The sequence below is a fragment of the Pseudomonas sp. MPB23 genome (assembly GCF_046605395.1).
Taxonomy (GTDB): domain Bacteria; phylum Pseudomonadota; class Gammaproteobacteria; order Pseudomonadales; family Pseudomonadaceae; genus Aquipseudomonas.
In genome coordinates this window covers 2,172,226-2,193,419 of the sequence record NZ_CP176771.1, presented here as the reverse complement: position 1 = coordinate 2,193,419, position 21,194 = coordinate 2,172,226, and the positions used below count along the sequence as shown (strand labels likewise).

Genomic DNA, 21,194 nt, shown 5'->3' with positions numbered 1-21,194 from the left:
GCAGTACGTCTCGTCTTAGCCAATGCAACTGATTCCTATTTGGTCCAGTTCGCAACTATAAGATTCGTACCTTCCGGAGCGCTCTCGATGTCCTCTCGTTTCAACCGCCGGTCTTCCTCGCCCGTCCTGTCCTTGCTGACGGCGGCCATCCTGCTGGGTGGCGCGCCCGTCATGACCGCCAGCGCCGCCGAACCGATCCCCCGCAGCCAGGGCAATTACAGCTTCAACATCGAACAACAGCCGCTGGTCTCCGCGCTGAACGCCTTCACTGCGGTGACCGGCTGGCAGGTCGGCCTGCCGGCGGAACTGGGCCAGGGTGTGTCGTCCCCCGGCGCACACGGCCCGCTGTCGCCGGAAAAAGCCCTCGACCAGCTATTGGTGGGGACCCAACTGAGCTACCGCAAACTGGGCAACACCACGATCGTCCTGGAAAAGCGCGCGGCGGGCAGCACCCTCAACCTGCAACAGGTGACCATCAGCGCCACCCGTAACGCGCAGCAAGTGAGCAGCGTGCCCAGCACCGTCAGCGTGCACGAACGCGAGGCGCTGGACCGCCAGAACGTGAATAACATCCGCGAACTGGTGCGCTACGAACCGGGCGTTTCGGTGGGTGGTGCCGGCACCCGTGCGGGGAACGCCGGGTTCAATATCCGTGGCATCGACGGTGACCGCATCCTGACCCAGGTGGACGGTGTGGAAGTGCCGGACAACTTCTTCAACGGCCCCTACGCCAAGACCCGGCGCAACTACGTCGACCCGGAAATCGTCAAGCGCGTGGAAATCCTGCGTGGCCCGGCCTCGGCCTTGTATGGCAGCAGCGCCATCGGCGGCGCCGTGAGTTATTTCACCCTCGACCCGGACGACATCATCAAGCCCGGCCAGGACGTCGGTGCGCGCCTGAAGACCGGCTACAGCTCGGCCGACGAGAGCTGGCTGACCTCCGGCACCTTCGCCGGCCGCGTACAAGACGTCGACGGTTTGCTGCACGTGAGCCAGCGCAACGGCCATGAAACCGAATCCTACGACGGCAACAACGCCACCGGCCTGGCCCGCACCGGCGCCAACCCCGAGGATGCGCGCACCACCAACGTGCTGGCCAAGCTGGGTTGGAACTACGGCGATGAGAACCGTCTGGGCCTGACGTACGAAAAGTACAAGGACGATCGCGACGTCAACCTGAAAAACGCCGTGGGCGGCCCCTTCGTCAGCGGCCAGGGCTTCAACCTCTATCGTGATCGTCGCGGTAACGACACCATCACCCGCGAGCGTTTCGGCGTGGAAAACACCTTCGCCCTGCAATCGCCCATCACCGACCGCATCAAGACCAGCCTGAATTACCAGATCGCCAAGACCGACCAGACCACGGCCGAGATCTATCAGGCCGGCCGTCGCGTCTTGCGCACCCGCGACACGCTGTACGAAGAAAAACAGTGGGTCTTCGACGCGCAGTTGGACAAGGCCTTCAGCATCGGCGGGACCGATCACCAGGTCACCTACGGCACGACCCTCAAGCAGCAGAAAGTCACAGGCTCCCGTGAAGGCTCGGCCACGTGCCTCGCCGTGGGCGCTGGGTGTACCGCCATCGGCGCCCCCAGCCCGACCGCCAGCGACAGCGTGAAAAAAGTCAGTGATTTCCCCGACCCGACCATCAACACCTATTCGGTGTTTGCCCAGGATCAGATCGCCTGGGGCAACTGGACCTTCCTGCCCAGCGCACGCTACGACTACACCCGGCTCAAACCCAAGCTGACCGAAGCGTTCCTCGGCAGCGTCAACCCGACCGGCCAATATTCGGTCAGTGACGAGGAAAAAACCTGGCACCGTGTCACGCCCAAGTTCGGCCTGACCTATGCCCTGACCGAGCAATACACCCTGTTCGGCCAATACGCCGAGGGTTTCCGCACGCCCTCGGCCAAGGCGCTCTACGGACGCTTTGAAAACCTCAACCTGGGCTACACCGTCGAACCCAACCCCGACCTCAAGCCAGAAACCAGCAAAGGCATCGAAACCGGGCTTCGCGGCAAATTCGATTCGGGCTCCTTCGACATTGCCGTGTTCTACAACAAGTACCGCGACTTTATCGACGAAGACAACGCCGTCGTGGGCGGCACCGTCGAACAGTTCCAGGCCGTCAATATCAAACACGCCACCATCAAGGGCGCGGAAGCCAAGGGCCGCCTGAACCTGGACGCCTTCGGCGCGCCCCACGGCCTGTACACCCAAGGCTCGATTGCCTATGCCTACGGTCGCAACGACGACAGCGGCGAACCGCTGAACAGCGTCAACCCGCTCAAGGGCGTGTTCGGCCTGGGCTACGACCAGGACCACTACGGTGGTCTGCTGAGCTGGACCCTGGTGAAGAAACAGAATCGTGTCGACAGCACCACCTTCCACGCGCCGGACGGCGACACCCGCAACGGCGCGTTCAAGACCCCAGGCTTCGGCATCCTCGACCTGACCGGTTTCTACAAGGTCACCAACGACATCACGATCAACGGCGGCCTCTACAACCTGACCGACAAGAAATACTGGAACTGGGATGACGTACGCAGCTACGACAGCGTCGGCGAAGCCAGCGTCACCGGCCCGGCCAACCTTGATCGCCTGACCCAGCCGGGTCGCAACTTTGCGATCAACGTGGTCTGGGACATCTGATCACCACGGCCTCACCTCGTCGAAATTTCAGCGTCGAGGTGAGGATTTTTTACTGTGCCGCGTCTTCTTGTTCGTCTAGTTGATAACTGCTCTCTATAAGGGCAACAAGGCGCACCCCTTCTCAAAGGACTTTTTCATGACCGCTTCTCCTACCGCAGAACGCCCAAGCCTGCGCTCCCAACGCCTGAACCAGATCACCACCGCGCCACACACCCAGCTCGATGCGCTGGTCAAGGCGCACGCGCCGTTCGACACCCAGGCCAACTTCGCGCGCTTCGTCGTGGCGCAGTACCTGTTCCAGTCGGAACTGGCGGCGCTGTACAACGATGCCGAACTGATCAAGATCGTGCCTGACCTGCCCGAACGCTGCCGCGCCGACGCCGCCAGGCTCGACCTGGCTGACCTGAACACCGAGGTCCCGGCACCGGTCGCCGGCGCGCTGAAGCAGCCGAGCAAAGCCGAGGCCCTGGGCTGGTTGTTCGTCTCGGAAGGTTCCAAGCTGGGGGCTGCGTTCCTGATCAAGCGCGCCGTGGGCCTGGGCCTGAGCGAGACCTTCGGTGCCCGTCACCTCGGCGAACCGGCCGGCGGTCGTGCCGAAGGCTGGAAAAGCTTCACCCGCACCCTCGACGCCCTGGCGTTCAGCGCCGAAGAAGAAGCCGAAGTGGAAAAAGGTGCGATCGACGCGTTTGTGCGCTTCACCGTGTTGCTGGAACAAGCGTACGCTAGCGCCCCTGAGCTGGCCTGACTCTATGTAGGCGCGAGCTTGCTCGCGAAGAACGCCAAGACACCGCATTCATCCCGGATGGGCGCGTGATCGTTGACGACCTTCGCGAGCAAGCTCGTTCCTACAGTTATCACTTCCCTGAAAACTCCGCGCAAATGACCGGTAAAACCCAATCCCCCTCGAAAACCGCCCGGCTCCTCTTCGGCCTGCTGGCCTATGTCAGCCTGGGCATCGGGCTGGTGGCGATTGTCGTGCCGGGCCTGCCCACCACCGAATTCATCCTGCTGGCCGCCTGGGCCGCGACCAAAAGCTCACCGCGCCTCAGCGCCTGGCTGGAAAACCACCGCCTGTTCGGGCCGATCCTGTTCAACTGGCGCCACGGCAAGATCATCGCGCGCCGCGCCAAAATCAGCGCCACGGTGAGCATGCTGCTGTGCGCCATGTTGATGCTGGCGTTGCTCGAGCACGGCTGGCCGATCTACCTGGCCATCGCCGGGATGAGCCTGGGCAACCTGTGGATCTGGTCCCGCCCGGAACGGCTCGCACGCCAGGTATAACGCTGGATGTAGGCGCTTTCCTACCGTTCATCGCCTCCCTCTCATGAAACACCCCGCTGCGCCGATCTTCCGGATAAGGCGCCGAACGGACTTGGCACTGCTCGCATACCAACAAGTCAATCCGTGAGTGAACCTATGTTCGATACCCTCTCCATCCGCTTGAAAATCGTATTGCTGTCCGGCCTTTGCCTGCTGGGAGTGATTGCGTTGGTGGTCGGCATCAATATTTACAACACCGCGCAGAATGATGAGTTGGTCAGCGATTCAAGCTCACGCATGCTGACCGCCAGTGTGGAGCAACTGCTGCAGGCCAAGGCCGCCGAACAGGCCGTGCAATTGCAGCAAACCTTCGGCGACAGCCTCGTGGCGCTGACCGCCCTGGCCGACCAGGTCAAAGACCTGCGCAACCTGGCCGCCAAGCGTTCCCTCGAACCCGGCGCGCTGCGTGAAGAACTCAACCAGAGCCTGAAAACCGCGTTCGAACGCAACAGCAAAGTGCTGGGGATCTGGCTGTCGTTCGAGCCCAACGGGCTGGACGGCAAGGACAGCGAGTTTGTCGACGACAAGGCGCGCGCCTCCAATGACAAAGGCCGTTTCTCCAGCTACTGGAGCCGCGTCGGCGGCGAAGGCTCGAACACGGTCCTGGTCGAAGGCGACCTGAACAAGACCACCCCCAACCTCAACGGCACGCCCTACAACATCTGGTACACCTGCCCACGGGATACCCGCCGCACTTGCCTGCTGGACCCGTATGAAGACACGGTGACCGGCAAACCTGTGCTGATGACCACTATTGCCCTGCCGCTACTGGTGGACGGCAACGTCATCGGTGTCCTGGGCGTCGACATTGCCCTGGATGCCTTGCAAGCCACCACCGATGCCGCGCAGAAAGACCTGTTCAGCGGTAAGGCGCATTTGGAGATTATCTCCAGCACCGGCCTGATCGCGGCCTACAGCGGCGAACCGGCCAAAGTCGGCAAGAACCTGATCGACACCTTGGGCGCGGAAGGCAAAGACATCGTGCAACTGCTGGCCAGCGACAGCCGCACGGTTCGCCAACAGGACGCCACTATCAGTGCGATTTACCCGGTCAAGCCGATTACCGACGCCAAGTCCTGGGGCGTGGTGATCAAATTGTCCAAGGCCGTTCTGCTGGCCGACAACGTCAAATTGCAAGCCTTGCTCGACAAAGCCCAGGCCAGCGGCACACTCAAGGCCTTGCTGGTGGCAGCCGTCGCCGCAGTGCTCGGCTTGCTGCTGATCTGGCTGACCGCCACGGGCCTGACCCGGCCGATCAACGGCGTGGCCGCTATGCTCAAGGACATCGCCAGCGGCGACGGCGACCTGACTCAGCGCCTGGCCTATGCCAAGAAAGATGAGCTGGGCGAGCTGGTGAACTGGTTCAACCGCTTCCTCGACAAGCTGCAACCGACCATTGCCCAGATCAAGCAAAACATCACCGAAGCACGCGGCACGGCCGATCAGTCTTCGGCCATCGCGCGCCAGACCAGCGAAGGCATGCAGGTGCAGTTCCGCGAAATCGACCAGGTGGCCACGGCCTCCAACGAAATGAGCGCCACCGCCCACGATGTCGCCAACAGCGCCTCCAATGCCGCCAGCGCGGCACGCGGGGCCGATCAGTCGGCGCGCGAGGGCATGTCGATCATCGAGCAAAGCACCCGCGATATCACCAGCCTCGCCGATGCCGTCAGCAAGGCAGTGGGCGAAGTCGAAGCCCTGGCGGTCAATAGCGAGCAGATCGGTTCAGTCCTGGAAGTGATCCGCAGCATTGCCGAGCAGACCAACCTGTTGGCCCTCAACGCGGCAATCGAAGCCGCCCGCGCCGGGGAAAGCGGTCGCGGGTTTGCGGTGGTGGCCGACGAAGTGCGCAACCTGGCCAAGCGCACCCAGGACTCCGTAGAAGAAATCCGCCTGGTGATCGAACGCCTGCAGAACGGCACCCGCGGCGTGGTGGCGACCATGCATACCAGCCAAAGCCAGGCCCAGACCAATGCCGGCCAGATCCATCAGGCGGCGCAGGCCCTGAGCAAGATCAGCGATGCGGTGACGGTGATCAGCGACATGAACCTGCAGATCGCCAGCGCTGCCGAGCAACAAAGCGCAGTGGCCGAAGAGGTCAACCGCAATGTCTCGGCGATTCGCAGCGTGACCGAAACCCTCACCGAACAGGCCACGGAGTCGGCGGCCGTGAGCAGCCAACTCAATGCACTGGCAACTCAACAGATGAAGTTGATGGACCAGTTCAGGGTGTAAACAACACCACAGGCCCCATGTGGGAGCAAGCCCCCTCCCACACCGTTTAAAGACCAGGCCAAGCCCGCACAAACGCCGCCAGGTCTTCTTTCGGCGCAGTGCGCGGCGGGTTCTGCGGCGTGCCCAGGTAAAGGAAGCCAATCACTTGCTCACCCGCCGTCAGTCCCAGGCCTTGGGCGACGTGGGCCGAGTAGGACAAATCGCCCGTGCGCCACACCGCACCGATCCCCTGGGCATAGGCCGCCAACAGAATGCCATGGGCCGCGCAGGCGGCTGCCAGCACTTGTTCGGATTTGGGTACCTTGGGATGTTCCTGCGGGCGGGCGATCACTACCACCACCAGCGGTGCACGCAGCGGACCGTTCAGGGCCTTGTCGATCGCGGCTTGCGGGGCATCGGGGTCCTGCAGGCGCGCGGCTTCGGCCAGCAGCGTGCCCATCTGCTCACGGGCGGCGCCTTCCACGGTGAGGAACCGCCAAGGACGCAACTGGCCGTGGTCGGGCGCGCGCATGGCGGCGGCGAACAGCACATCGCGCTGTTCCTGGGTCGGTGCCGGCTCCAGCAGACGCGGCACGGAAACACGGTTGAGCAAAGCGTCGAGAGCCTGCATTGGCCACCTCCAGAAAAAATGTGCCGTTATTCTAGCGGGAATGAATCGGGAAGCCATCAAACGATAATTGCTCTTATTCAAACTGTCCTGCCCTGTTAGACTTTGCCACCTTAATTTTCGCCTTCGCTCAGGAAACCCGATGTTCCGTTCGCTTCCTCGCCTGTGCGCAGCCTGGTTGGCCCTGAGCCTGACCGCCTGCGATGACGCACCACGGTTTACCCAGGCAGAGCCGGGTGAAGCCCGGGCAGGTGGCGCAACCACCGTGAACAAGCACGATCAGAACGCGTTTTCCCTGCCCTCGGCCAACCTGTCGCCAACCCGCCGCCTGGATTTCAGTGTCGGCAACAGCTTCTTCCGCAGCCCCTGGGTGATCGCGCCGTCCACCACCACTGCCCGCGACGGCCTGGGCCCGCTGTTCAACACCAATGCCTGCCAGAACTGCCATATCAAGGACGGCCGTGGTCATCCGCCGCTGCCCGACGCGCAGAACGCGGTGTCGATGCTGGTGCGCCTGTCGATCCCGGATGCGCCGCCGTATGCCAGGCTCATCGAGCAACTCGGCGTGGTGCCCGAACCGGTCTATGGCGGGCAATTGCAAGACATGGCCGTACCCGGCGTGACGCCGGAGGGCAAGGTGCGGGTCGACTACACGCCGGTCAACGTCACGTTCAAGGACGGCACCGTCGTCGAGTTGCGCAAGCCCCACCTGCAGATCACCCAGCTCGGCTACGGCCCGATGCATCCGGACACACGCTTCTCCGCACGCATCGCCCCGCCGATGATCGGCCTGGGCCTGCTCGAAGCGATTGCCGATGCGGATATCCTGCGCAACACCGACCCGAAGACAGCCGACAAGGACGCCATCGTCGGCCGCGCGAATTGGGTCTGGGATGACGCCCGCCAGAACACCGTGCTCGGGCGTTTCGGCTGGAAAGCCGGGCAACCCAACCTCAATCAACAGAATGTCCACGCGTTTTCGGGCGATATGGGCCTCACCACATCCCTGAGACCGTTCGATGACTGCACCGACGCCCAGGTCGCCTGCAAACAGGCGCCCAACGGCAATGGCCCCGATGGCGAACCGGAAGTCAGCGACAACATCCTGCGCCTGGTGCTGTTCTATACCCGCAACCTGGCGGTGCCTGCGCGTCGCGAGGTCGACACGCCGCAAGTGCTGGCCGGGAAAAACCTGTTCTACCAGGCCGGTTGCCAGGGTTGTCACACGCCGTCGTTCACCACGGCGGCCAATGCCGCCGAACCTGAACTGGCCAACCAGTTGATCCGCCCCTACAGCGACCTGCTGTTGCATGACATGGGCGACGGCCTGGCCGACCACCGCACCGAATTCAAGGCCAGTGGCCGCGACTGGCGCACCGCGCCGTTGTGGGGCATCGGCCTGACGCAAACCGTCAGTGGTCATACCCAGTTCCTGCATGACGGCCGCGCCCGCAACCTGCTCGAAGCCGTGCTGTGGCATGGCGGCGAAGCACAGGCGGCGCAGCAGCATGTGTTGTCCTTCAACGCCGAGCAGCGTGCCGCACTGCTGGCGTTCCTGAATTCTTTATAAGCTTCGCCCCACTTACAGAAGGGAGCTCGACATGTTCCGTCCCAAGTTGTTGTTCACCAGCCTGGCCGCCCTCGCCCTCGGCGCCTGCTCGCCGCAAGACCCGCAAGCGGTGACCTCGGCCGCCATCGCCAAGCAAGTGATCCTGCCGACCTACAGCCGCTGGGTGGAAGCCGATCGTCAATTGGCCGTCAGCGCCCTGGCCTACTGCCAGGGCAAGGAAAGCCTGGACACCGCCCGTGCCGACTTCCTCCACGCGCAAAAAGCCTGGGCCGAGTTGCAACCGCTGCTGATCGGCCCGTTGGCCGAAGGCAACCGTTCGTGGCAGGTCCAGTTCTGGCCCGACAAGAAAAACCTGGTGGGCCGCCAGGTCGAGCAACTGGTCGACGCCCAGCCGCAGATCGACGGCGCCGCCCTGGCCAAGTCGAGTGTGGTGGTCCAGGGCCTGTCGGCCTACGAATACATCCTCTACGATGCCAAGACCGACCTCGCCAACGATGCGCAGAAAGCCCGCTACTGCCCACTGCTGGTGGCCATCGGCGAACGCCAGAAAGCCCTGGCCGAAGAGATCCTGGCCAGTTGGAACAGCACCGACGGCATGCTCGCGCAGATGACCAAGTTTCCGAACCAGCGCTACGCCGATTCCCACGAGGCCATCGCCGATCTGCTGCGCGTGCAGGTCACCGCACTGGACACCCTGAAGAAAAAACTCGGCACGCCGATGGGCCGCCAGACCAAGGGTATTGCGCAGCCGTTCCAGGCCGATGCGTGGCGCAGCCAGTCGTCCCTGCAAAGCCTGGAGGCCAGCCTTGCCGCCGCCCAGACCGTCTGGGTCGGTGTCGACAACAAGGGCCTGCGTGGCCTGTTGCCTGCCGAGCAGAAACCGTTGGCCGACAAGATCGACGCCGCCTATGCCGCATCCCTCAAGCTGTTCGCCAGCAACCAGCGCACCCTCAACGAACTGTTGAACGATGATGCCGGGCGCCAGCAACTCAACGATCTCTATGACAGTCTCAACGTTGTCCACCGCCTGCACGAAGGCGAGCTGGCCAAGGCGCTGGGCATCCAACTGGGCTTTAATGCCAACGACGGTGACTGATGATGCTCAGGCGACAGGCTTTGGCCATTGGCAGCGCGCTGCTCGGCGCACTCACGCTGGGCGGCTGGACGTTGTTCAAGCAGAAAGACAAAGGCCCGCTGCTGCTGTCGGCACGGGACGACGCAGACGGCAAACACTACGCCGTCGGTTATCGCCTGGACGGCCAGCGGGTGTTCGCCACCCAGGTCGGCCAGCGCTGCCACGACATCATCAACCACCCTGTGCTGCCGATCGCGCTGTTTGTCGCCCGTCGACCGGGCACTGAAAGTTACCTGATCGACCTGCGTGATGGCGCGCTGCTGCAGACCATCACCTCGCTGCCCAACCGCCACTTTTATGGGCATGCGGTGATTCATAAGAGCGGCGACTGGCTGTACGCCACCGAGAACGACACGTCCGACCCCGGTCGTGGCCTCCTCGGTGTGTATAAGTTTGAAGGCGAGCGCCTGGTCCACAGCGGCGAGATGTCCACCCACGGCATCGGCCCGCACCAAGTGTCGTGGATGCCCGACGGTGAAACCCTGGTGGTGGCCAACGGTGGCATCCGCACCGAAGCCGAAAGCCGCGTGGAGATGAACCTCGACGCCATGGAACCGAGCCTGGTGCTGATGCACCGCGACGCCAGCCTGATCAGCAAGGAAACCCTGGGCCAGCCGATGAACAGCGTGCGGCACATGGGCATCGCCCACGACGGCACCATCCTCACCGGCCAGCAGTTCATGGGGCCGTCCCAGGAGCGTTCCGAGCTGTTGGCGATCAAGCGTCCGGGGCAGCCCTTCGTGGCCTTCCCGGTGGCGGATGAGCAGTTGCAGGCGATGGGGCATTACACCGCCAGCGTCGCGGTACACAGCGAATTGCGCCTGGTGGCGCTGACCGCACCGCGTGGCAATCGCTTTTTTATCTGGGACATGGACAGCGGCGAGTTGCGTTTGGACGGGCCATTGCCGGACTGCGCCGGTGTGGGTGCGGTGGCGGATGGGTTTGTCGTGACATCGGGCCAGGGCCGTTGCCGCTTCTACGATTGCCGCCAGAAACAGCTAGTGGCAAAACCGTTGGAATTGCCGACAGGGCTCTGGGATAACCACCTGCACATGATCTGACGCCAAGCCCCGCGTTGCCCCGTCGCTCCTGCGCTGATGCCTGGGAGCGCGCCCCTCCTAGTAATGCAAAGAACTTTTCCCACAGGGTGTGCAGAACGATCTCTCATCGAGGCATCTGCGTTCCCACGAACACTCGCGCATTTACGACTTACTCCCCCCTTCCTTCTCGTGAAAACTGCGGCGCTCAGCATGCAGAGGGGTGCGCCTGCCTATGCGCCTCTCACTCAATACCGCACACCCTACTCACTACAAGGAAGCAACTATGCCGGGCCGCCGGATGATTATCATGCTTAGCATCGTCCTATTAGTCGTAGTGATACTCGCCAGCTACAAGGCGCTTTGGATTTATCAACAGTTGCAGGTTTTGCATGCGCCAAAGCCGCCCGTCAGCGTGGCAGTGGCCCGCGCATTCGAAAAGCCCTGGCAGCGCCAGTTGCCGGCAACTGGCACACTCAAAGCATTGCAGGGCATCAACTTGAGTATCGAAGTGCCCGGCGTGGTCACGCAATTGCACTTCGAGTCAGGGCAAGTGGTCGAGGCCGGGCAGACGCTGCTGCAACTTGAACACCAGACCGAGCAGGCAGAACTGGAGATGGCTCTGGCCGACCAGAGCCTGGCTCGACAAAACTTCAATCGCGGCCAGGAACTGGTGACTATCGATGCCATCTCCCAGGAAGAATTTGATCGTCTCAGCGCGGAATTCAACCGGCACAATGCGCTGGTTGCACAACGTCTGGCCGCACTGAAGAAAAAACGCATCGTCGCCCCTTTTCACGGCACCATCGGCATCCGCCAAGTCAATATTGGCGACTACCTGCAAAGCGCAACGGTGATCGCCAGCCTGCAGGACACCAGCAGCCTTTACGTGGATTTTTACATCCCTGAGCAGGCTGTACAGTTGATCAAGATCGGGCAATCGGTGCGGGTAGAAGTCTCGGCACGTCCGGGCATTTTCAGCCTCGCCAGCGTGAGCGCAATCAACCCGATCGTCGATGACAGCACCCGAAACGTACTGGTGCGCGCCACGCTCGCCAACCCGCGCAACAGCCTGCTGCCGGGCATGTTCGCCGACTTGCGGGTGCTGCTGGAGAACCCGACGTTGCAAACGGTGGTCCCGGAAAGCGCGATCACGTTCAGTCCTTATGGTCAGTACGTCTACGTGGTGACACAAAGCGCCCAGAGCGAGTCGCAGACTCCGCACAGCCAGGACATACCGGTATTTATCGCCGAGCAACGCTTGATCGAAACCAGCGAGCGCCGCGATGGCCTCATCGTGGTGACCAAGGGCCTGAACAAGGGCGAACAGATCGTCACGGCGGGGCAGATAAAACTGGAGCACGGCACACCGGTACATATCAGCATCGACCGGTATCAGCCAGATGCCCAGCCCTTGGCAATCCGTAGGGAGGGCGAGGAATGACGTTTACTGACCTGTTCATACGCCGCCCGGTACTGGCCCTTGTGGTCAGTTTGTTCATCGTATTGCTCGGGTGGCAGGCCTACGCAAAACTGCCGCTGCGCCAGTTCCCCCATATGGAAAATGCGCTGATTACAGTGACCACGGTTTCCCCTGGCTCCAGCGCAGAAACCATCCAGAGCTACATCACCCAACCGTTGCAAAAAAGCCTGGCCAGCGCGCAAGGCATCGACTACATGAAGTCGTCCAGTCGCCAAAATGTCTCGGTTATCTCCATCTACGGTCGAGTCGGTGCCGACAGCGACCGCTTGTTCAGCGAACTGCTGGCCAAGACCAATGAAGTCAGGAACCAGTTACCCCGCGACATTGAAGAGCCGGTCCTGGGTAAGGTAGCGGCGGATAACACCGCGCTGATGTACCTGAGTTTTTCCAGCGAGAGCATGAACAACGCGCAGATCACCGACTACCTGCAGCGTGTGGTCCAGCCACGGCTGGCGACCTTGCCGGGGATGGCCGAGGCCCAGATCATCGGCAACCAGAGTTTCGCCATGCGCCTGTGGCTCGATCCCATCAAACTCACGGGTTTCGGCTTGAGTGCCGGCGAGGTGACGCAGGCCATCAGGCGCTACAACGTGCAACCCACCGCCGGGGACGTAACCGGTGAATACGTTGTCACCAGTATCCAGACCAACACCGAACTCCAATCGGTCGAGGGGTTCAGGGCGATCACCTTGAAAACCGAGGGCGACAGCCAGGTACGCCTGGGTGACGTGGCGCGGGTGGAACTGGGCTCGCAGCGCTACGACAGTTTCAGCACCTTCAATGGTGTGCCGGCGACCTATATCAGCATCAAGCAGGCGCCCGATGCCAACCCGTTGGAATTGGGCGAGCGCGTACGCGAAATGATGCCTCAACTACAATCGCAGGCCCCACCCGACCTGCAGGTGGATGTCGCCTACGATTCGACGCTTTACATCAACGCCTCTATCGACCAGGTATTGTCCAGCCTGGTGGAGGCCGTGGTGATTGTGGTGTTAGTGGTTTTTCTGTTTCTGGGCTCTTTGCGTTCGGTGGTGATTCCCGTCATCACTATTCCACTGTCACTGATCGGCACGCTGTTCTTCATGCAGATGATGGGTTACTCCATCAACGTCCTGACCCTGCTGGCCATGGTTCTGGCTATCGGCCTGGTCGTCGATGACGCCATCGTGGTGATGGAAAATATTCACCGGCATATCGAACGGGGCAAATCGCCTCTTGAGGCGGCAATCAGGGGCGCGCGGGAGGTCTGCGTACCCGTGGTATCCATGACTATTACACTGGCCGCGGTGTATACACCTATCGGTTTCCTGCAAGGTTTGACCGGCGCTCTGTTCAAGGAGTTTGCCCTGACCCTGGCCGGTGCAGTGGTGATCTCCGGTATCGTGGCACTGACCTTGTCACCGATGATGTGTGCGATGTTGTTGCGCCCTGAGGAACAGCCAAAGGGCCTTACCCTGTTTCTGGATCGATTCTTCAACGCCTTGAAAAAAAGCTATCAGCGCCGTCTTCGTCAAATCATGGACGCGCAGCCGGTGGTATTGGTATTCGCGATACTTGTTCTCTGCCTGATTCCGGCCATGCTCAAGTTCACCCTCTCGGAGTTGGCACCCGATGAGGACAAGGGCTTGATCTTCATCCTCTCCAATGCGCCACAAGCAACCAACCTGGCCTACCTGAACACCTACACCCAGGACTTTATCGAGCCGTTCCAGTCGCTGCCCGAACACCAGAGTTCTTTCCAGATCAATGGCCTTAACGGAGTACATTCAGGGGTTGGCGGTTTTCTGCTAAAACCCTGGGAGGAGCGCGACCGCACGCAGATGCAGGTGCTGGCGCCCTTGCGTAAAAAACTGGAGAGCATCCCCGGCCTGCAAGTCTTTGCGTTCAACCTGCCCTCCTTGCCGGGCACTGGCGAGGGACTGCCCTTCGGCTTTGTCATCAATTCCCAGCAGGATCATCAGGCCATGATGACCGTGGCTGAGCGCATCAAACAACGTGTGATCGACTCGGGAAAGTTTGCCTACGTGGACATAGACCTGGCGTTCGATCGCCCCGAAGTGGTGATCGACATCGACCGGAGCAAGGCTGCGCAGATGGGCGTATCCATGGAAGACCTGGGCCAGACCCTCGCAACCCTGCTGGCTGAAACCGAAATAAATCGATTCAGTATTGATGGTCATCTCTACAAAGTGATTGCCCAGGTCGAGCGCATCTACCGAGACAATCCCGACTGGCTGAACCACTACTCTGTAAAAAACGCCAAGGGGCAATTATTGCCCTTGTCGACATTGATCAAGGTGTCCAGCCAACAGGTGCGGCCGAGGCAGTTGAATCAATTCCAGCAGCTTAATGCAGTAACGGTCTCAGGCTTTCCGATTGTCGGTATGAGCGACGCGCTCGAGACCCTGCAAACCATCGCCACGCAGGAGGCGCCCCCCGGTTATACCTTCGATTACAGCAATGCCACGCGCCAATTCGTCCAAGAAGGAAACGCACTCTGGGGCACGTTCGGCCTGGCGCTGGCAATCATCGGCCTGGTGTTGGCAGCACAGTTTGAGAGCCTGCGTGACTCCATGGTGATACTGGTGACGGTGCCGCTGTCGATATGTGGCGCGTTGATCGCACTGTTCCTCGGCTGGTCGACCTTGAACATCTACACGCAAATCGGTCTGGTCACGTTAATTGGCTTGATCAGCAAGCACGGCATCCTGATCGTCGAGTTCGCCAACCATCTGCGCAAAGAAGACGGTCTGTCTCCCCGCGCGGCTGTCGAGGAGGCTGCGGCCATTCGCCTGCGACCGATTCTAATGACAACCCTGGCCACCGTGCTGGGTGTGGCCCCACTGATTTTTTCAAGCGGGGCGGGAGCCGTCAGCCGCTTTGACATTGGCATGGTCATCGCCACCGGCATGTCGATCGGCACGTTGTTCACCTTATTCGTCCTGCCCTCTGTGTACACGGCGCTGACCAAAGCCGATAACACGGATCAAACAACGGTCACCCCGCCTTCAGCGTAATCGGCATAGGGTACGGTCTTCATAGACCGTGCCCAGATAAGCCCGGATCAGTCGTATAACGGCGCGATCCGCAATTGCCTGATCCTTGACCACAAGATTGCGCCCATGCTGGGCGCAAAAAAAAGGGCCTCGCATCGCAAGGCCCTTTCTCGGGGGTTTGAATCGTTTCAACTCTGCGGCCTCATCCCTTGAGACATTCCAAACATAAACAACAGCAAATCGTGATCAGGCTTGGCCTGAGCACTCGCCTTGGCGACGCGTGGCAACAGGCATTGCCCATCGCCCTGCACCGCACTCAGCACTTGCATGCGAGGTTGTTCCCACACGGCCAGTGCCAGGGCTGCGACGCCCATCGCCCCGACCAGGAACACACCTCGTGCTATTTCTAGCTTCATTTGGTTAAACCCTTGATAGCGCTGCCAAACGCCGTCTCGTAAAAGTAGCCAAGTTTTTCCCAGTCAGCGCTGCTCCACGACGAATGGCGGCGCAGTTGCAGCATGTCGTGGGAAGCCGCCCGATAAGCGGTCAAGCGCCGGCGGCATTTCTCAAAATCCAGCAACGCCACTTCCACGTGGGCCGAATCGCCCTCGCCCGTCACGCGCACGAAAACATGCTTGATGTACAGGCAACCGTGCTGCCAACGGCCCTTGTGCATACGCGCCAGGGTGTCGGCCAACTCTTTGAGCAAACGCTCATGTACCAACTCGCCGTATTGCTCACGGCCACCGGCGGCGTACCAGTTTTCGATTTCGTCGAAGCCATCGAGGGCTGCGGTGACCAGCAGTGCCTTCCAGCGGTGCTTCGGATCGCGCTGCGCCTCGCAAAAGACCATTTCCGGGACGCGTACACCCAATTGGCGCAGGCCCTTGAGCGCATCACGCTCGCGCAACACCGTGGGGCGTCCAAACGGGTGCAGCAAACTGCGGTAGATATGCCCCGTCTGGCGCTTGCTGTAGAGCAGACGACCATTGACGCTCATGACGCGCTGCACACCACTTTCACCGCCGCGCCGACGATTGGGTTCTTCGACCCACTCACCCTGCTGGCGCCAGAAATAATCGAAACGTTCTTCGGGAGCTACGTGACTGCCTGCTACGCACTCAACTGCCATCCTGTTACCTCTTGCGCAATACATACACTCGCCACATGGCGTAGAGCGGTATGAAGTCCAGGGAGTCCTGAACACGAAAGCCGGCTTGCTCAAACTCTGCTTCAACGGTAGCAGCCGGTAACACAAACCTGTTTTGGTAACCTTCCTGCTCACCTTTCTTGCTGCGCCGGCTTTCCATGCGCTTGCGTTTCCACGCTTTGAAATTGCCATCAACCCAAAGCGAAATAATCACACTGTCACGGCTAACACGCTGAAACTCCCGCAATATCGCCAGCCTGTGCGCCGGATCACCAATGTGGTGCAGCAGGCGCATACAAAAAATGCAGTCCACCGAGTTATCCGGTAAGTCGATATCGAATGCAGATGTCTGCAAGGGCCGTACCCGTTTCACCACATCCGCAGGCTGGGCAAGCGTGGCCACCTTCAACATCGAGGCCGAATTGTCGGCGCCGATGATCACGCGGTTGGGTTTCTCCGCCAGCAACGGCCAGAACCGCCCGGCACCGCACGGCAGATCCAGCACCAAGCCAGGCTCACCGGCCATCGCCAGCGCACCACGGGCCAATTGCTCGTCACGTTTGTGGGACAACCGGCGAGCCAAATTGTCCTGATGCTTGAGCAAATATTCGCGAGCGTGCTCATCGTCGTACTTTTCGGAAAATTCGAGCTTGATCGGGGTAGGCATCAACGGACCTCCAGTGACTAATGCCTACGACCTTAAGCGACGATCTGTGACCAACAAGTCAACTCGTTGTGAAAAACTTGTCCTGTCCAAGTCCATACATTTCAAGAGATTACAGACACAAGAGCTGGCATCGGGCCATCCTCACCGAATGGCGGCGATCGCCGGCAGGATAACGGCCGGCGGCGGCATCAGGATTTGATCTGACTCAAATCGACATGAAAGCGACACCCATGGGGCTCCATTGGACTGAGGCTGACGCTCCAGCCCTGGCTCTCGCAGATGCGCTGCACCAGCGACAGCCCCAAACCGAGCCCTTCGCCGCGCTTCTCGCTGCCGCGGACAAACGGCTCGAACATGGCCTCACGCTTATCTTCGGGAATGCCCACGCCGGAGTCTTCCACCAGGAACCCGCTGGGTTCGAGGGTCAGGCGAATGAAGCCGTGCTCGGTGTAATGCAGGGCATTGCGCAGCAGGTTGCCCATCACCGCATGCAGGAACGTGGCGTTGTAGCGGGTACCCAGCGGGTTGCCCGGTTGGTAGATCAACACCAGGCCTTTCTGCTCGATGGGCTCACGCCAGATGCCGAGCAGGTCGTCGGCCGCCTGTTCCAGTGTGATCTTGGGCGACATGCTGCCGTTATCGTGTTGGGCACGGGCGAGCATCAGGAAGGTCTGGACCAGTTCACGCATTTCTTCGCAGGCACGGGCGATCCGCTCGACCTGGTTACGTCCGCGCTGGTCGATGGCCGGGTTTTCCAGCAAGAGCTCGCAGGAGCTGGCCAGCACCATCAAGGGCGTGCGCAACTCGTGGCTGACATCGCTGGTAAACAGTTGCTCACGGGACAGTGCCTGGCGCAGCCGTCCCAGCGTGGCGTCGAAGGCCACGGCCAGTTCACCGACTTCGTCGGCCGCGTAGTCCGGCGCCAGGGGCGGCGCCAGGCCCAGCAACTGGTCGCGGTGCCGCACCTGGCGGGCCAGACGCACCACCGGTGCCATCACTTTGCGGGCCAGCACCCAGCCGAGGAACACCGCCAGCGCCAGGCTGAGCACGAAGCCCACCAGCACCACGGCAAACAGCACGCGCTCGCGCTCTTCAAAATCGCTTTGATCCTGCAACAGCACATAGCGCCGACCGTCGACCACTTCGACCATGGCGTGGTACGACAGCGCCTCGCGGAACACCTCATGAAAGCCCGGTTCCAGATGCCGCAGGTCCTTGGGTAACTCGAAATCGCCGGGGCCACCGCTGAAGTAAAACAGCTGGTCCGGTTCAGGCCTATGCCGCCAATCCTCCACACTGTCCATCAGCAACAGCCGCTGCAAATCACCGCCCAGGCCAGCCGAGATCAACTTCTCTTCCACCAGGTGCACGGTCGCGACGATGCCCATGGCGAAGGCGCCTGCCACCAATGCACTCATCAGTGCAAAGGCGATGATGATCCGTTGAGCGAGGCTTTGCTTAAACTCCATCACGGCCCTCGGCCAGGCGATAACCGACGCCGTGCACTGTTTGCAGCAACGGCTTGGCAAACGGTTTATCGATCACTTGGCGCAACTGGTGGACGTGGCTGCGCAGGCTGTCGCTGTCCGGACAGTCGTCGCCCCACAGGGCCTCTTCGAGAATCTCCCGGCGCAATACATGGGGGCTCTTCTGCATCAACACCGCCAGCAGTTTCAGGCCCACGGGGTTGAGCTTGAGCAGGCGCCCTTCGCGGGTGACTTCCAGGGTGTCGAGGTCGTAATGCAGGTCGCCCACTTGCAGGGCACGGCGACCGCCGCCCTGGGCACGACGCAGCACGGCTTCGATGCGCGCGGCCAATTCCGACAGGGCGAAGGGTTTGAGCAGGTAATCGTCGGCGCCGGACTTGAAGCCCTGCAGCCGGTCATCCAGTTGGTCGCGGGCGGTGAGCATGATCACCGGCGTGTCGCGGCGTGCGTCTTCGCGCAGGCGTTTGCACAAGGTGTAGCCATCAATGCCGGGCAGCATGATGTCGAGCACGATCAAGTCGTAATGCTCGGTGGCGGCGAGGTGAAGACCCGACAAACCGTCCTGCGCACAGTCCACGGTATAGCCTTTTAGCCCCAGGTAATCGGCCAGGTTGGCCAGAATATCGCGGTTGTCTTCAACCAATAAAATTCGCATGGGCAGTTTCTCCGTAGGCACGAACGGCCATGATGGCCCGCGCAGCTTAAGGCCAAGTGTGGCTCAGGCATAGCATTGAACAAAATGTCGATAAAGGTTTTCAACCTTGCACCGAGTTGAACGAGATTTTCACTATAGCTTCACAAACTGACTACAGCGTCAGGGCGAACATCGCCGCCCATTGATATAAGGAAGTTAGAGATGGGGTTTCTCAAAACGGCGCCTATGCGCTATTTGCTGTTGGTTACCGGTGCCTGGCTGGTTATTTTCCTGATGACTCGCAGCGTCCTCCTCCTCACCCACCTGGACGAAGTCGGCGGCAATTTGCTGCCGGTGTTTGGCGTGGGCTTGCTCTACGACCTGGGTTTCCTGGCCTACGCGGCGCTGCCGTTGGGACTGTATCTGCTGCTGTGCCCTCCCGCGTTGTGGCACCGCCGCGGCCATCGCTGGTTCCTGCAGGCGGTGCTCAACGTCAGTCTGTTCGCCATGCTGTTCACCTCAGTCGCCGAGTGGTTGTTCTGGGATGAATTCGGCGTGCGCTTCAACTTTATCGCCGTCGATTACCTGGTGTACTCCGATGAGGTGTTGAACAACCTGCTGGAGTCCTACCCGATCGGCAAACTGCTGAGCCTGTTGGCGATGCTCGCCATTGTGTTGAGCCTGGCCCTGCGCAAACCGCTCAATGCTGCGATGAACGCCCCGCTGCCAGCGCTGCGTGGTCGCCTGCTCAACGCATTGGCGCTGTTGGTCGTCGCAGGCCTGAGCCTGCAACTGATCAGCCAGGACAGCCCGCGTGCCCAAGGAGGAAACGCCTACAAGAACGAACTGGCCAGCAACGGCCCGTATCAGTTTTTCGCAGCGTTCCGTAATAACGAGCTGGACTACACACAGTTCTATAAAAGCCTGCCCACCGACGTGGTCGCCAAGCAGTTGCGCGTCGAACTCAGCGAACCCAACGCCCGCTTTATCGGCCAGGACCCGCTGGATATCCGCCGCGACATCACCAATCCGGGCACTCCGCGCAAACCCAATATCGTGCTGGTGACCATCGAAAGCTTCAGCGCCAAATACATGGGCAGCAATGGCGATGAGCGCAACCTCACGCCTTACCTGGATGCGCTGCGCAAACAGAGCCTGTATTTCAATAACTTCTACGCCACCGGCACCCGCACCGACCGCGGCCTGGAAGCGATCACGCTGGCGATTCCACCGACGCCGGGGCGCTCTATCGTCAAGCGCATCGGCCGGGAAAGTGGCTTTGCCAGCCTGGGCCAGCAACTCAGTGCCATCGGCTACGACAGCGTGTTCGTCTATGGCGGGCGCGGTTACTTCGACAATATGAACGCGTTTTTCAGCGGCAACGGTTATCGCGTCGTCGACCAGAGCAGCGTGCCCGAGGCGGATATCTCGTTCAAAAACGCCTGGGGCATGGCGGATGAAGACCTCTACAAACAAACCCTGAGGCTGGCCGACGCCGACTACGCCAAGCAGCAACCGTTTCTGCTGCAACTGATGACCACCTCCAATCATCGCCCGTACACCTACCCGGACGGACGCATCGACATCAAATCCGGCAACGGCCGTGACGGCGCAGTGAAGTACACCGATCACGCCATCGGCCAGTTCCTGGAAGCCGCACGGCAGAGACCCTGGTTCGACAACACGATCTTTGTGTTCGTCGCCGACCACACGGCCGGCAGCGCAGGCCGGGAAGACCTGCCTATCACCAACTATCAGATTCCGCTGTTCATTTATGCGCCCAAGCTGATCGATGCACGGGAAAACGCGCAACTGGCCAGCCAGATCGACTTGGCGCCCACCTTGCTGGGCCTGCTCAACCAGAGTTATGAGTCGACCTTCTTTGGCCGCAACCTGCTGCAGGACAACCCGCTGCCACCGCGTGTCGTGGTCGGCAACTATCAACACCTGGGGCTATTCGACGGCAAGGACCTGGCAATTCTCAGCCCACGCCTGGGCCTGCGTCGCCACGACCAGGCCCTGGGCGAAAGCCAGGAGCTGCGGGTGGGCAGCGATGACCCCTTGATCCAACGGGCAATCACCTACTACCAGGCCGCCAGCTATGACTTCAAACAACAATTGCTGGGCTGGAGGGCGCCCAGGGACGAGGCCCCAGTCCTGAGCAAACGCTAACCCAAACGTCCCGCACACGCGAGTGCGGGACTTTTTCCGGGGCTCA

Annotated in this window: 16 protein-coding genes and 1 pseudogene; 11 read left to right on the top strand and 6 right to left on the bottom strand. The window is 61.1% G+C overall.

Annotation, left to right across the window (positions count from 1 at the left end; all coding sequences use genetic code 11):
- Positions 1–87 precede the first annotated feature (87 nt).
- The 5 genes and pseudogenes from ACLH0J_RS10205 to ACLH0J_RS10185 all read left to right on the top strand — a co-directional run bounded on the left by ACLH0J_RS10205 (position 88) and on the right by ACLH0J_RS10185 (position 6,210).
- The gene (locus ACLH0J_RS10205) at positions 88–2,655 is read left to right on the top strand and encodes a TonB-dependent receptor (protein WP_411391871.1); all 2,568 of its coding nucleotides are present in this window, start codon (positions 88–90) and stop codon (positions 2,653–2,655) included.
- A gap of 136 nt (positions 2,656–2,791) precedes the next feature.
- The gene (locus ACLH0J_RS10200) at positions 2,792–3,400 is read left to right on the top strand and encodes a biliverdin-producing heme oxygenase (RefSeq protein WP_411391870.1); all 609 of its coding nucleotides are present in this window, start codon (positions 2,792–2,794) and stop codon (positions 3,398–3,400) included.
- 134 nt (positions 3,401–3,534) lie between these two features.
- A complete protein-coding gene (locus ACLH0J_RS10195) occupies positions 3,535–3,936 on the top strand; it encodes a YbaN family protein (RefSeq protein WP_411392797.1) in 402 nt (133 codons plus the stop codon).
- 135 nt (positions 3,937–4,071) lie between these two features.
- Positions 4,072–5,352, top strand: a pseudogene (locus ACLH0J_RS10190) (HAMP domain-containing protein); the annotation flags it as partial.
- 102 nt (positions 5,353–5,454) lie between these two features.
- Positions 5,455–6,210 carry a methyl-accepting chemotaxis protein gene (locus ACLH0J_RS10185; RefSeq protein ID WP_411392796.1) on the top strand — a complete coding sequence of 252 codons (756 nt, stop codon included), beginning with the start codon at positions 5,455–5,457 and terminating at the stop codon, positions 6,208–6,210.
- A gap of 46 nt (positions 6,211–6,256) precedes the next feature.
- Here ACLH0J_RS10185 and ACLH0J_RS10180 read toward each other — a convergent pair whose 3' ends face one another.
- Complete coding sequence (locus tag ACLH0J_RS10180) at positions 6,257–6,820, bottom strand: nitroreductase family protein (RefSeq protein ID WP_411391869.1); 564 nt, start codon at positions 6,818–6,820, stop codon at positions 6,257–6,259.
- 139 nt (positions 6,821–6,959) lie between these two features.
- On the opposite strand from ACLH0J_RS10180, the gene ACLH0J_RS10175 reads away from it, so the two are divergent.
- The 5 genes from ACLH0J_RS10175 to ACLH0J_RS10155 all read left to right on the top strand — a co-directional run bounded on the left by ACLH0J_RS10175 (position 6,960) and on the right by ACLH0J_RS10155 (position 15,059).
- Entirely contained in the window at positions 6,960–8,387 is a 1,428-nt protein-coding gene (locus ACLH0J_RS10175) for a di-heme oxidoredictase family protein (protein ID WP_411391868.1), read from the top strand.
- 31 nt (positions 8,388–8,418) lie between these two features.
- Positions 8,419–9,483, top strand: a complete 1,065-nt coding sequence (locus tag ACLH0J_RS10170) for an imelysin family protein (protein WP_411391867.1) — start codon at positions 8,419–8,421, stop codon at positions 9,481–9,483.
- A gap of 2 nt (positions 9,484–9,485) precedes the next feature.
- On the top strand, positions 9,486–10,583 hold the full coding sequence (locus tag ACLH0J_RS10165) for a DUF1513 domain-containing protein (protein ID WP_411392795.1): 1,098 nt from the start codon (positions 9,486–9,488) through the stop codon (positions 10,581–10,583).
- 262 nt (positions 10,584–10,845) lie between these two features.
- Positions 10,846–12,003, top strand: coding sequence for an efflux RND transporter periplasmic adaptor subunit (locus ACLH0J_RS10160; RefSeq protein WP_411391866.1), 1,158 nt, complete (start codon positions 10,846–10,848; stop codon positions 12,001–12,003).
- Positions 12,000–15,059: a multidrug efflux RND transporter permease subunit gene (locus ACLH0J_RS10155; RefSeq protein WP_411391865.1), complete on the top strand. Its 3,060-nt coding sequence runs from the start codon at positions 12,000–12,002 to the stop codon at positions 15,057–15,059. The genes ACLH0J_RS10160 and ACLH0J_RS10155 overlap by 4 nt, the downstream gene beginning before the upstream one ends.
- Before the next feature lie 167 nt (positions 15,060–15,226).
- Here the strand turns inward: ACLH0J_RS10155 and ACLH0J_RS10150 are convergent, their stop codons facing one another.
- The 5 genes from ACLH0J_RS10150 to colR all read right to left on the bottom strand — a co-directional run bounded on the left by ACLH0J_RS10150 (position 15,227) and on the right by colR (position 18,997).
- Complete coding sequence (locus ACLH0J_RS10150) at positions 15,227–15,454, bottom strand: hypothetical protein (protein ID WP_411391864.1); 228 nt, start codon at positions 15,452–15,454, stop codon at positions 15,227–15,229.
- Complete coding sequence (locus ACLH0J_RS10145) at positions 15,451–16,170, bottom strand: lipopolysaccharide kinase InaA family protein (protein ID WP_411391863.1); 720 nt, start codon at positions 16,168–16,170, stop codon at positions 15,451–15,453. The genes ACLH0J_RS10150 and ACLH0J_RS10145 overlap by 4 nt, the downstream gene beginning before the upstream one ends.
- A 4-nt stretch (positions 16,171–16,174) precedes the next feature.
- Positions 16,175–16,855, bottom strand: coding sequence for a class I SAM-dependent methyltransferase (locus ACLH0J_RS10140; RefSeq protein WP_411391862.1), 681 nt, complete (start codon positions 16,853–16,855; stop codon positions 16,175–16,177).
- 188 nt (positions 16,856–17,043) lie between these two features.
- Positions 17,044–18,324, bottom strand: a complete 1,281-nt coding sequence (locus tag ACLH0J_RS10135) for a sensor histidine kinase (RefSeq protein ID WP_411391861.1) — start codon at positions 18,322–18,324, stop codon at positions 17,044–17,046.
- Positions 18,314–18,997, bottom strand: a complete 684-nt coding sequence (gene colR, locus ACLH0J_RS10130; protein WP_010565305.1) for a two-component system response regulator ColR — start codon at positions 18,995–18,997, stop codon at positions 18,314–18,316. The genes ACLH0J_RS10135 and colR overlap by 11 nt, the downstream gene beginning before the upstream one ends.
- A gap of 201 nt (positions 18,998–19,198) precedes the next feature.
- Between colR and ACLH0J_RS10125 the strand changes: the two genes are divergently transcribed.
- The gene (locus ACLH0J_RS10125) at positions 19,199–21,148 is read left to right on the top strand and encodes an LTA synthase family protein (protein ID WP_411391860.1); all 1,950 of its coding nucleotides are present in this window, start codon (positions 19,199–19,201) and stop codon (positions 21,146–21,148) included.
- Positions 21,149–21,194 lie beyond the last annotated feature (46 nt).